This is a genomic window from Tsukamurella sp. II2bb, from assembly GCF_057815145.1.
Genome location: NZ_JBYPZI010000002.1, coordinates 95,692 through 107,220, shown reverse-complemented (window position 1 = coordinate 107,220; position 11,529 = coordinate 95,692). Strand labels below are relative to the sequence as shown.

At 69.7% G+C, this 11,529-nt stretch carries 10 protein-coding genes; 8 read left to right on the top strand and 2 right to left on the bottom strand.

The window, feature by feature from the left end:
• Positions 1-17: 17 nt before the first annotated feature.
• Positions 18-1,295: an adenosylmethionine--8-amino-7-oxononanoate transaminase gene (locus tag AC21LY_RS06475; protein ID WP_489045529.1), complete on the bottom strand. Its 1,278-nt coding sequence runs from the start codon at positions 1,293-1,295 to the stop codon at positions 18-20.
• A 107-nt stretch (positions 1,296-1,402) separates the two neighbouring features.
• On the opposite strand from AC21LY_RS06475, the gene treY reads away from it, so the two are divergent.
• The 5 genes from treY (at position 1,403) to AC21LY_RS06450 (ending at position 8,429) form a co-directional block, all read left to right on the top strand.
• The gene (treY, locus tag AC21LY_RS06470; protein ID WP_489045528.1) at positions 1,403-3,772 is read left to right on the top strand and encodes a malto-oligosyltrehalose synthase; all 2,370 of its coding nucleotides are present in this window, start codon (positions 1,403-1,405) and stop codon (positions 3,770-3,772) included.
• A 34-nt stretch (positions 3,773-3,806) separates the two neighbouring features.
• On the top strand, positions 3,807-4,484 hold the full coding sequence (locus tag AC21LY_RS06465; protein ID WP_489045527.1) for a hypothetical protein: 678 nt from the start codon (positions 3,807-3,809) through the stop codon (positions 4,482-4,484).
• An 18-nt stretch (positions 4,485-4,502) separates the two neighbouring features.
• Positions 4,503-6,239, top strand: a complete 1,737-nt coding sequence (treZ, locus tag AC21LY_RS06460) for a malto-oligosyltrehalose trehalohydrolase (protein WP_489045526.1) — start codon at positions 4,503-4,505, stop codon at positions 6,237-6,239.
• A gap of 56 nt (positions 6,240-6,295) precedes the next feature.
• A complete protein-coding gene (locus AC21LY_RS06455) occupies positions 6,296-7,336 on the top strand; it encodes an LLM class F420-dependent oxidoreductase (protein ID WP_489045525.1) in 1,041 nt (346 codons plus the stop codon).
• A gap of 67 nt (positions 7,337-7,403) precedes the next feature.
• The gene (locus AC21LY_RS06450; RefSeq protein ID WP_489045524.1) at positions 7,404-8,429 is read left to right on the top strand and encodes an LLM class flavin-dependent oxidoreductase; all 1,026 of its coding nucleotides are present in this window, start codon (positions 7,404-7,406) and stop codon (positions 8,427-8,429) included.
• 3 nt (positions 8,430-8,432) lie between these two features.
• Here the strand turns inward: AC21LY_RS06450 and AC21LY_RS06445 are convergent, their stop codons facing one another.
• Positions 8,433-8,864 carry a PPOX class F420-dependent oxidoreductase gene (locus tag AC21LY_RS06445; protein ID WP_489045523.1) on the bottom strand — a complete coding sequence of 144 codons (432 nt, stop codon included), beginning with the start codon at positions 8,862-8,864 and terminating at the stop codon, positions 8,433-8,435.
• 80 nt (positions 8,865-8,944) lie between these two features.
• Between AC21LY_RS06445 and AC21LY_RS06440 the strand changes: the two genes are divergently transcribed.
• The 3 genes from AC21LY_RS06440 (at position 8,945) to AC21LY_RS06430 (ending at position 11,511) form a co-directional block, all read left to right on the top strand.
• Entirely contained in the window at positions 8,945-9,445 is a 501-nt protein-coding gene (locus AC21LY_RS06440; protein WP_489045522.1) for a hypothetical protein, read from the top strand.
• A 267-nt stretch (positions 9,446-9,712) separates the two neighbouring features.
• Positions 9,713-10,576 carry a GIY-YIG nuclease family protein gene (locus AC21LY_RS06435; RefSeq protein ID WP_489045521.1) on the top strand — a complete coding sequence of 288 codons (864 nt, stop codon included), beginning with the start codon at positions 9,713-9,715 and terminating at the stop codon, positions 10,574-10,576.
• A gap of 299 nt (positions 10,577-10,875) precedes the next feature.
• Complete coding sequence (locus tag AC21LY_RS06430) at positions 10,876-11,511, top strand: hypothetical protein (RefSeq protein WP_489045520.1); 636 nt, start codon at positions 10,876-10,878, stop codon at positions 11,509-11,511.
• Positions 11,512-11,529: the final 18 nt, after the last annotated feature.

Here is an 11,529-nt window from a genome sequence, read left to right as displayed (position 1 = left end):
CACACCCGAGCGATGAATCAGGGCTGCCGCAGGGTCGCGCGTACCGCGGCCGAGGCTCCTCGGCAGATCGTGGCGACGTCGTCGGGGGTGCAGACGAACGGCGGCATCGTGTAGACGAGGTCGCGGAAGGGACGCAGCCAGACGCCGGCGGCGATCGTCGCGTCGGTCGCGGCTGCCATCTCGACGGGCCGGTCGAGCTGGACGACGCCGATCGCCCCGAGCACGCGCACATCGACGACGCCGGGCACCTCGCGCAGAGGGGCGAGCCCGTCCCGGAGCCCCGCTTCGATGGTCGCCACGCGCGCCGCCCAGTCCTGCGAGAGCAGCAGCTCGGTGCTGGCCACGGCGATGGCGCAGGCGAGCGGGTTGCCCATGAAGGTGGGACCGTGCATGAGCGCCCCCTGGTCCGAATGCGCGATGGTGAGCGCGACCTCGTCGGTGCAGAGCATGGCGGCGAGCGTCAGGTAGCCGCCGGTCAGCGCCTTCCCGACGCACAGGATGTCGGGCGTGATCCCGGCGGCGTCGCACGCGAAGAGCGAGCCGGTGCGCCCGAAGCCGGTGGCGATCTCGTCGCAGATCAGCAGGACGCCGTGCCGCCGGGTGATCTCGCGGAGCGCGGCGACGTAGGCCGGCGGATGGAACCGCATGCCGCCCGCGCCCTGGACCACCGGCTCGATGATGACTGCCGCCAGCTCGTGGGCGTGCTCCCCGACGAGGCGATCCAACTCGGCGACATAGGCCTCGTCGAACTCCGCCGGCGGCGCGGGCGCGAAGACCTGCGTCGCGAGCACGTCGGTCCAGAGGGAGTGCATGCCGCCGTCGGGATCGCAAACGCTCATCGGGGTGAAGGTGTCGCCGTGGTAGCCGCCGCGCCAGGTGAGCAGCCGGTTGCGTCCGGTCGTGCCGCGGGCGCGCCAGTACTGCAACGCGGTCTTCACGGCCACCTCGATCGACACCGAACCGCTGTCGGCGAGGAAGACCCGGTCGAGACCGTCGGGCGTGATCCGCACCAGGAGTTCCCCCAGGCGGGCGGCGCTCTCGTGGGTCAGGCCGCCGAACATGACGTGCGACATGGTGTCGATCTGCGCCTTCGCCGCGGCGTCGAGGACGGGGTGACGGTAGCCGTGGATCGCGGCCCACCACGAGCTCATCCCGTCGACCACCTCGGTGCCGTCGCCCAGGCGCAGGCGCACTCCCTCGGCGCCGGTCACCACGCGCACTCCGGACGCGCCGGGTGCGGCGTACGGGTGCCACAGCGTCCGAGCGTCCGCGGCGAGGATCTCATCGGGCGTCATGGGGGATCACGGTAGTCCCTCACGATTTCCGGTTCTGCTGATGTGGACGTGCTCCAGCGCATGTCTACCTCCCCCCGACGGGAAATCGTGAGCGATAGGGTGGCCCGATGGCGGAGATCAGCGGCACTGGCCCCTCGGCGCGACCGGTCGGCTCCACCTACCGCCTGCAACTCGGCCCCTCCTTCGGATTCGACGATGCCGCGCAGCGGATTCCGTACCTCGCCGACCTGGGCGTGACCCATCTGTACCTCTCCCCCGTACTCGAAGCCGTCAGCGGCTCCGCACACGGCTACGACGTCACCGATCCGACGACGGTGCGCGCGGAGCTGGGCGGCCGCGCCGGGCTCGAGCGACTCGCCGAGACGGCCCACGCCGCCGGTCTGGGCCTGGTCATCGACATCGTTCCCAACCACCTGGGCGTCGGTCGGCCGGAGCAGAACCCGTGGTGGTGGGACGTGCTCACCCACGGCCGGAAGTCCACGTACGCGCACTACTTCGACATCGACTGGGATCCCCGCAACGGGGTCGGAGGCAAGCTGGCGCTCCCCGTGCTGGCGACCGCGGAGGATGCGCGGGCGATCACCGTCGACCGGAGCGGCGCTGCGCCGGTTCTGCGCTATCACGAGCGCACCTTCCCGATCGGGCGCGACACCGGCGGCGATGCCGAGCACGTGCACTACGCCCAGCCCTACCGTCTCGTGCCGTGGAAGGCCCCGGTGCGGACCTATCGACGATTCTTCACCGTCGACGATCTCGCCGCGGTCCGCGTCGAAGATCCGGAGGTCTTCGCCGCGACGCACGCCGAGATCGGGTCGTGGTTCACGGACGGCATCGCCGATGGGCTGCGGGTCGACCATCCCGACGGCCTCGCCGACCCGGTGGACTACCTGCGGCGACTGCGCGAGCTCACCGGCCCCGACGCGTGGATCGTGATCGAGAAGATCCTCGAGCCACGCGAACCCCTCGAGCCCACCCTGCCGGTGGCCGGGACCACCGGCTACGACGCGCTCCGCGAGCTCGGTCACGCACTCCTCGATCCCGCCGGGGAGCCGGGTCTGAGCGCGATCCACGAGCGCTGGACCGGGAACGACGGTGGCGCGGGTCCCCTGAGCGTCGCCCGGAACGAGATCGCCGACGAGCTCGCGCACGGCGACCTCGGACCCGAACTCCGGCGGCTCGCCCGGGCCGCGCTCGGCGAGTCGAAACCGCGGTCCCTCGCCGGGCCGTCGGCACAGCTGGTCGAGCGGGCCATCGTGCGGTGGGCGCGCGAGACGCACTACTACCGCGACGACTACCCGGTGCTCGCCGAGACCGCCGCACGTCTGCGCGAGGACGTCCGGACCCGCTCCCACTGGTGCGACGACGTCGAACCCGGCAGCGGCGCCGCCTTCGACCTGGTCGCGGGCGCGCGAGATCGGGGCGCCGAGACCGCGGCGCGGTTCCCCCAGTTCACCGGTGCGCTCACCGCGAAGACGGTCGAGGACACCCTGTTCTATCGGACCGCCCGCCTGCTCTCGCTGCAGGAGGTGGGCGGCGCACCGTCGGACTTCGGGCCGAGCGATCCGCACCCGGCCCTCGCCCGGCGCGCGGCGCAGTGGCCCGCGACGATGACGACGCTGTCGACCCACGACACCAAGCGCGGCGAGGACGTGCGCGCGCGGATCGGTGTGCTGAGCCAGTGCCCGGACGACTGGGCGGCCGCCCTCGAGTTGTGGATGCCGCTGCTCCCCTCGCCGCCCGACCCGCTGACCGGCCTGTTCCTCCTCCAGACCGCGTTCGGGGTGTGGCCGGTGGACGGCGTGATCACCGACGAGTTCCGGGGACGGTTGCGCGCCTACGCGGAGAAGGCCATGCGGGAGGGCCGGATCGGTACCTCCTGGTCCGCGCCCGACGGTGCCTTCGAGGCGGCGGGGCACGCCTTCCTCGACGCGCTCCTCGACGGCCCGGTGACCGGCGCGATGACGGATCTCGTGGGAGAACTCGCCCCGCACGGCCGGTCGGACTCCCTGGCCCAGAAGCTGCTGCAGCTCGCGGGGCCGGGCGTCCCCGACGTCTACCAGGGCACGGAGCGTTGGGAGGACTCCCTCGTCGACCCCGACAACCGGCGCCCCGTGGACTGGGCGGCGGCGGACGATTCGCACCCCAAGCAGCGGCTCGTACGGGCCGCGCTGCAGCTGCGGCGCGAGCGCCCGAAGAGCTTCGTCGGGGGTTCGTACGCACCGGTCCTCGCCGACGGGCCGGCCGCGGACCACCTGCTCGGCTTCGTGCGCGGATCGACCGGTGAACGTCCGGATGTCGCAGCCCTCGCGACCCGGCGTTCGCTCGTTCTCGACCGGTGCGGCGGGTGGCGGGACACTCGGGTGTACCTGGGCGACGGACCCTGGACGGACCGCCTGACAGGGCGCGTCATCGCAGGTCAGCCGCCACTTTCCGAGGTCTTTCTCGAACATCCTGTCGCCCTTCTGGTCCGCGACTAGAAAACTTGTCGGTGGCTTCGCGCACACTCAGGGCATGAACAGCGAAACCCCGCGGCCGGTCACCACGGCACTCGTCCAGTCCGCCACCGCGCGCGCCGGCGTCAGCGGCAACCGGATCCGCGCCTCGTCGCTCGCGCGGGTCGCGGAGTCGCTGCGCGACCACGGCCTCCCGGCCGATCTCCTGCCCACCGGTCGCCTGGTGCTGATCGCCGGCACCTCGCGCCTCACGGCGCAGACGCTGCCCGGCGGCGCCATCGAGGTACGCGCGCTGCGCGAGGGCCGCAACTCCGTCCTCGGACTGCTGGACGATCCGGAGGAGGTCGCGCACCTGCTGATCCGCTGCGCGGGCATGGCGTCGGCGTGGGAACTCACCGCGGAGATCCACGATCGGCTCATCCTCGCAGGTGATCGCACGGTACTCGCCGAGGTGCCGATGAGCGATACGCTCTACGTCCGTCTCGGTGAGCGTACGTTCATGGAGGTCTTCGCGGAGGATGCCAGCGCATGCCTGGGGGCTCCCGCCACGGTCACCCTCACCACGCACATCTGCACCCACTCGCTCGACGATGTCTGGCGCTTCCGCACTCTCGACCAGCACGACTATCGGCCCATCGGCTGCATCACCGGTGGCCGGCACGAGACCGCGGAATCGGCGCTGGCCACGGTGGAACGGCATCGTGCAAGGACGGCGGAGTGGGAGAAGCTGCATTGACCGCTATCGTTGCCACCGATGTCCACCTCTCCCTCCGGCACCGGTCACCTCTTCGAGGTCTGGGCGCCGTGCCCGCACCGCGTGCGGCTCTGGCTCGATGGCGCCGTCCACGCGATGCATCACGACTCCGACGATTGGTGGCGGGTCACGGTGCCCGCCGCGCCGGGCGCCCGGTACGGCTACCTGCTCGATGACGACGCGACGGTGCTGCCCGACCCGCGTTCGCCGCGCCAGCCCGACGGGGTGCACGCCGCGTCGGCGCTGATCGAACAGGTCGACGGGCCGCGGTGGGCGGGCCGGGAACTGCGCGGCGCCGTCGTGTACGAGCTGCACATCGGCACGTTCACCCCCGCCGGCACGTTCGACGCCGCGATCGAACGACTCCCGCACCTCGTGGAGCTGGGCGTCGGCTTCGTCCAGGTGATGCCGGTCAACGCCTTCAACGGCGAGTACGGCTGGGGCTACGACGGTGTCGGCTGGTTCGCCGTGCACGAACCCTACGGTGGGCCGGCGGGCCTGGAGCGGTTCGTCGCGGCCGCTCACGGCCTCGGCCTCGGCGTACTGCTGGACGTGGTGCACAACCACCTGGGGCCGTCGGGCAACTACCTCGGACGGTTCGGTCCGTACGAGACCGACGGCGCGAACACCTGGGGCCGGACGATCAACCTCTCCGGCGACGGCAGCGGCGAGGTCCGGCGGTTCATCCTCGACGACATCGCCTGGTGGTTCCGCCGCTACGGCGTCGACGGCCTGCGACTGGACGCGGTGCACGCGCTCGTCGATCACTCGGATCGGCACATCCTGCAGGACGCCGCCGCGCTGGCCGCGGAGCTGTCGGCCGAGCTGGGCCGGCCGCTGGCACTGGTCGCGGAGTCCGACCTCAACGATCCGCGGCTGGTCACTCCGGCGGCGCTCGGCGGCTACGGCCTCACAGCCCAGTGGGACGACGACGTGCACCACGCCGTCCACACCATCGTCTCCGGCGAAAGACAGGGCTACTACGCCGATTTCGGTAGCCCCGAATGCCTGGCGACGGTGCTCACCGGGGGCTTCTTCCACGCCGGCACGTACAGCTCGTTCCGGGGACGGATGCACGGCGCCACGATCGATCCGGAGCGGGTGGCACCGTCGCAGCTCCTGGCGTACACCTGCACGCACGACCAGGTGGGCAACCGAGCCCGCGGCGACCGGCCGTCCGAGTACCTCTCGGACGGACAGCTCGCGGTGAAGGCGGCACTGGTGCTGTTCTCCGCATTCACCCCGATGCTGTTCATGGGCGAGGAGTGGGGCGCCCGGACCCCGTTCCGGTTCTTCACCAGCCATCCCGAGCCGGAGCTCGCCCGCGCGACCGCCGAGGGCCGGCGGGCGGAGTTCGCCGAGCACGGCTGGCCGCCCGGCGACGTGCCCGACCCGCAGGACCCCGCGACCTTCGCCGCCTCGCACTTGGACTGGTCCGAGGCGGCGCAGCCCACGCACGCGCGGCTCCTGCGCGTCTACCGCGAACTCATCGCCCTGCGCAGGGACCCCGTGCTCGCGGACGACGACCTCCGGGCCGTCCGCTGCGACCATCCGGGCGAGCCCACGTGGTTCGCGGTCCACCGGGGCGATCTGACTCTGGTCGTCAACTTCACGGCGGATCCGGTCACCGCGCCGTTCACCGGTGAACCGGTCCTCGCCTGGCAGTCACCGGAGGTGCAGCCGTCCACGACCACGCTGCCGGGGCACTCCTTCGTGGTCCTGCGCCGTGCAACCTGAACCGAATCCGCCGACCCCCTGTTGCTAAGCGGTTGCTTTGTGAGAACCTTGCGCGTATGCGAATCGGATTGGGCATCAACTACACGGACGGGTTCAAGGCCACGGCCGACGAGGTCCTCGACCTGGAGCGGGCGGGACTGGACATCGTCTTCGTCCCCGAGGCGTACTCGTTCGACGCGGTGAGCGCGCTCGGCTACCTCGCCGCGAAGACGGAACGCGTGCAACTCGCGTCCGGCATCCTGCAGATCTACACCCGCACTCCCACGTTGACCGCGATGACCGCCGCGGGACTCGACAACGTCTCGGACGGCCGGTTCATCCTTGGCCTGGGGGCGTCCGGACCGCAGGTGATCGAGGGCTTCCACGGCGTGAAGTACGACGCGCCGATCGGCCGCACCCGCGAGATCATCGAGATCTGCCGTCAGGTCTGGCGGCGCGAGCGCCTCGACCACCGCGGCAAGTACTACCAGATGCCGCTCACCAAGGAGGACGGTGGCACCGGGCTCGGAAAGTCGCTGAAGCTGATCAATCATCCTGTGCGCGAGCGCATTCCGGTCCTGCTGGCCGCGCTCGGCCAGAAGAACGTCGCGCTGGCCGCCGAGGTCGCCGAGGGCTGGCAGCCGATCTTCTTCCTGCCCGAGAAGGCGAAGGACGTCTGGGGCGAGGCGGTCGCCGAGGGTAAGGCGAAGCGCGATCCCGCGTTGGGCGAGCTCGATGTCTACGCGGGCCCTTCGCTGGCGATCGGCGAGAACGTGGACCACCTGCTGGGCTTCGTCAAACCGCACCTCGCGCTGTACATCGGCGGCATGGGCGCCAAGGGCAAGAACTTCTACCACACCCTGGCCACCAACTATGGCTACGGCGCGGAGGCCGACCGGATCCAGGAGCTCTACCTCGCGGGCGACAAGGCCGCCGCGGCGGAGGCCGTCCCGGACGAGCTGGCGCGCAGCGTCTCCCTGATCGGCCCGAAGGGCTTCGTCAAGGAGCGGGTCGCGGCGTTCGAGGAGGCCGGGGCCACCGTGCTGAACGTGACGCCGATCGCCGAGGACGCGGCGGGCCGCGTGAAGCAGATCGAGCTGCTCCGCGACCTCGTGTAGTCGCCGACTCAGCGCTCGCGGGGGGCGGTCCGGGATGAATTCCGGGCCGCCCCCGGTTGTCATTTCAGTGACCGAAGCATCCTTCCCCCTCCCTCGCCTGTCCCTGCTCGAGCTCGCCCCCGTCGTCGACGGTGCGTCCTTCGGTGACGCCCTGCGCGACACTGTCGCAACCGCGCAGGAGGCCGAACGCCTCGGCTACGAGCGGGTCTGGGTCGCCGAGCATCACTCGATGCCGGGCATCGCGAGCTCCGCCCCGGCGGTGCTGATCGGCCAGATCGCCGCGGCGACCTCCACGATTCGGGTGGGCTCCGGCGGCGTGATGCTGCCGAACCACCAGCCACTGGTCGTCGCCGAGCAGTTCGGCACCCTCGACGCCCTGTTCCCCGGCCGCATCGACCTCGGGATCGGCCGCGCGCCCGGCACCGACCAGCTCACGGCGCACGCGCTGCGCGGCGGCCGGGTCAGCGAATCCGTCGACGACTTCCCCCAGGCGCTCGCCCACCTGCGGGCCTTCCTCCGCGACGACTTCCCCGCCGATCACCCGTATGCGGCCATCACCGCCACGCCGGGCATCGGCTCCAACCCCGAGATCTGGCTCCTGGGCTCGTCGACGTTCAGCGCGAAGCTGGCCGGCCTACTCGGCCTGCCCTTCGCCTTCGCACGGCACTTCGCACCGCAGGCCACCCTGCCGGCGCTCGCCGAGTACCGCGAGACCTTCCGCCCCGGCGATCTGGACGCTCCCAACGCGATGCTGACGGTCACCGTCGTCGCCGCGGACACGGACGAGGAGGCGCAGCGCATCGCCGCGCCCGCGAAGGCGTCGATGTACCGGGTACGCACCGGAAACCCCGGCCGGATGCTGACCTACCAGCAGGCCGCGGCGCAGCCCCTGACGCCCGAGCAGGAACACGCGATCGCCCCGACCACCTCGGCGTGGATCGTCGGCTCGCAGGAGACGGTCCGCGACGAGCTGCGCGAGCTGCTCACCCGCACGCAGCCGCAGGAGCTGATGATCTCCGGCATGATCCCCGGGCGCGACGAACGCGCGCACAGCCTCGCGCTGATCAAGGGCGCGGTCGACCAGCTCGGTTGACGCTCAGGCGGTGACGTCGCCGTTGAACAGGACGCGGGTGGGGCGAACCCTCACGACGATCTCCTCGGGCACGGCGTTGCGCCGGCCGAACTCCTCGCCCCGCTCGGCGCCCATGTAGCGGACGCCGCAGGCGGTACAGATCGTCAGCAGGTAGTCGGGGTCGTCGACGAACTCCGCGACGCCCTGAACCTGGGCGAACGCGTAGGGCGGCTCCTGCAGGTCGACGGACACCGCCACGCGCGGGTCCTTCGCCAGCAGGCGCCCCTTCGGGGTGTCCCGGCCGGTCGCGAAAACGAGGGCGCCGTCGTCCACGACGAACCAGACCGGAGTGGTGAGCGGGCGTCCGTCACCGGCGAGGTAGGCGAGGTGACCGGTCCGCGTTCCCGCGCTCAGGAAATCGACGACGGCCAGGGTCAGGTTCTCGCTGATCTGCATGGGGTCGAGGCTACGTCTCCACCCGGATCTCCACCCGACGGTCGATCCGCTGCGGGCCCGATCGCGACAGAGTGATGCACATGAATACAGCAACCACCGTAGTCATCGCCGTTCTCGCCATCGGCTGGATCTTCTACCGCCAGCTGCAGGCCCGACCGCTCAAGGACAGGACCTCCCGTATCGCGCTCGTCCTCGCCGCCGTCGGCCTGGTCCAGACGGTGCAGTACGTCTCGACCGGCGGAGAGGTCGGCGCGGGCCACGCGATCGCGGCCGCGCTCGGCCTGATCATCGCCGTGGCGCTCGCCTATCCGCGGGCGCTGACCACCAAGGTCTTCCCCGGCCCCGACGGCCGCTACCTGCGCCAGGGCACGGCCGCAACGATCGGCCTGTGGATCGTCGCGATCGGCCTGCACATCGCCGTGGACATCCTGGTCCCCCTCGCGCTGGGCGATCACACCGGCCGCGGCTTCGCCGGCGTCACCACGATGCTCTTCATCGGCGTCACGCTCTACGCCCAGTCCTGGTTCCTCCAGCAGCGCGTCGCCGCACACCGCGCGCAGCAGCCGATTCCGGTCTCCTGACCGGACGGACTCAGTACGGACGGTCCAGCAACTCGCCGTCATCCGCCCACGGGTCGAGGACGCGGCTGATGAACCACCGCCGCAGAACTGCGCCCTGCGTGGCGCCGGTCCGCTCGAGTGCCACCACTCCGCGTTCGATCTCGGCGATACTCGGTGAGGTTCCTCTCACGGGGTTACCCGGTGGACAACAAGGGGGCGATCGACGGTGTCTGTGATCGGGGACGGAATCCGGCTCCGCCACGCCAGCACGGTGACCAGGAGTCGACGATGATCCGCTTCACCGACTTCCTGCCCGTGCCGCACCCCGAGCGCACCAAAGTGAAGTTCAACATGCGCGCCGGCCGCGATGGGGGCAACGCCTGGGACCTCATGACCGGCGACGATCCCGAACTGTGGCTGGACATGAACCGCCACCGCGAGAAGAACAACACGAACAACAACATGGGCTCCGCGGAGTACCTCCTGGCGTTTGCGCAGTACTACCCGTACGGACCCCAGTACTTCATCTTCGGAGGCGCCTTCCGCGTCACGAATTCGGTTCCCACGGTCTTCGGCGGACCCGGCTACGACCTCGAGCTGCTGGACCTTCACTCGGAGTACATCCAGCGGCTGATCGTCAAGCTCGAGGTTCCCGTCGGACGGAACGTCTACCTGCGCAAGTACCTCGGTCTACAGGAGAGCGAACTCAACCCGGAGGTGTACGAACTCGCACCGGACACGAAACTCGGCACGTTCCCGGGTTATAACACCGTTCGACTCAAGCACCACGAGCTGCAGAGAATCATCCGGAACGACGAGCCGAGCTGGAAGGACGCTCTCTCCAGCGTCAAAGGCGTCTACGTCATCGCCGACACCAGCAACGGTCGCCTGTACGTGGGGTCCGCGTCGGGCGAGGCCGGCGGCCTCTGGCAGAGGTGGTCCGGGTACGCACATCTCGCGAATCTGACGGGCGGCAACAAGGAGCTCACACGAATTCGATCCGAGCTCGGCGATCAGCACATCATCGACAATTTCCAGTACTCGATCCTTGAGATCTTCGATCCCAAGACGAAGGCCGAGACGATCCTGCTGCGTGAGTCCTTCTGGAAGAACGCGCTCGATAGCCGCCGTCATGGCATGAACTCGAACTGACCGCCACCCGACGTCATGCCGAACTCCTGTCAGATGAGCGTTCGCGTGCACGGGCTCGCGCACCGTCATCACCCGCTGCAGCCGCCACCGGCTCAGTTCCGTCTGGTGCTCCGTCAGCGTGTTCCGGTAGCGCTCCTGTCCTCGGTGCTCGCACCGGTCCCCGGAGCGGGCACGGTGGCGAAGGAAGGCGGCGACGCCGCCTCGGGTGGGTACGTGATACGACGCACACTTCAGTCAATTACTTACCGTAGCTATGCTTAGCCTCAGCTGGACCACACAGCTCATCCCGAGGAGGTCTCATGGGCTTACGCAAAGGTCTATCCCTGCTTGCAACGATCGGCATTGCATCGATGTTGATTCTTGGCGGTCCGAGCGCCGGGATCGCCTCCGCGGTTCCTTCGTACCCGGTCGGGAATGAGGTCTACACCAGCAAAGACGACATTCCGAAGAACGGCGTCGGCTACAACGTCGCGGAGTTGCTGCGGAACTACTCCGAGCCCGCCGGTCCCTCCATCATCCTCCCCAAGGGAATCGAGAGCACGCTGAGCGTGGCGAACGCCAAGGCCGTGACCGACCAGGTGGCGATCTCGGATACGTCGACAGCGACACTGTCCGTCGACATCTCGAAGTGGAGCACATTCATTCCGGCCAGCGCCTCGTTCTCCAGGTCCTACGGAGTCACGTACACGCAGGGCACGACGAAGACCTTCACCCAGACCGATCAGATCAAGATCACCCCCAAGGTCGAAGGGCTTTCCGCAACGCCCTACTACTACAAGACGCAGATGAGCGGCGACCGGTGGATCTACCGAGACGGCAAGCTGCAGCAGGCGAACATCCAGCCCAACAGCTTCAACGCCGACATCGTGTACGCCCAGGGCTGGGAGATCAAGAGATCGAACGGATCGCCCGCCGTCGCCGGCACCGACTACTAGACCACCGACTACCAGACG

What these genes read in the sequence shown, in the direction of transcription:
- AC21LY_RS06440 (WP_489045522.1), top strand. Translation starts at nt 8,945, where the DNA reads ATGAATACAGCAACCACCGTAGTCATCGCCGTTCTCGCCATCGGCTGG.
- treY (WP_489045528.1), top strand. Translation starts at nt 1,403, where the DNA reads ATGGCGGAGATCAGCGGCACTGGCCCCTCGGCGCGACCGGTCGGCTCC.
- AC21LY_RS06475 (WP_489045529.1), bottom strand. Translation starts at nt 1,295, where the DNA reads ATGACGCCCGATGAGATCCTCGCCGCGGACGCTCGGACGCTGTGGCAC.
- AC21LY_RS06465 (WP_489045527.1), top strand. Translation starts at nt 3,807, where the DNA reads ATGAACAGCGAAACCCCGCGGCCGGTCACCACGGCACTCGTCCAGTCC.
- AC21LY_RS06435 (WP_489045521.1), top strand. Translation starts at nt 9,713, where the DNA reads ATGATCCGCTTCACCGACTTCCTGCCCGTGCCGCACCCCGAGCGCACC.
- AC21LY_RS06455 (WP_489045525.1), top strand. Translation starts at nt 6,296, where the DNA reads ATGCGAATCGGATTGGGCATCAACTACACGGACGGGTTCAAGGCCACG.
- AC21LY_RS06445 (WP_489045523.1), bottom strand. Translation starts at nt 8,864, where the DNA reads ATGCAGATCAGCGAGAACCTGACCCTGGCCGTCGTCGATTTCCTGAGC.
- treZ (WP_489045526.1), top strand. Translation starts at nt 4,503, where the DNA reads ATGTCCACCTCTCCCTCCGGCACCGGTCACCTCTTCGAGGTCTGGGCG.
- AC21LY_RS06430 (WP_489045520.1), top strand. Translation starts at nt 10,876, where the DNA reads ATGGGCTTACGCAAAGGTCTATCCCTGCTTGCAACGATCGGCATTGCA.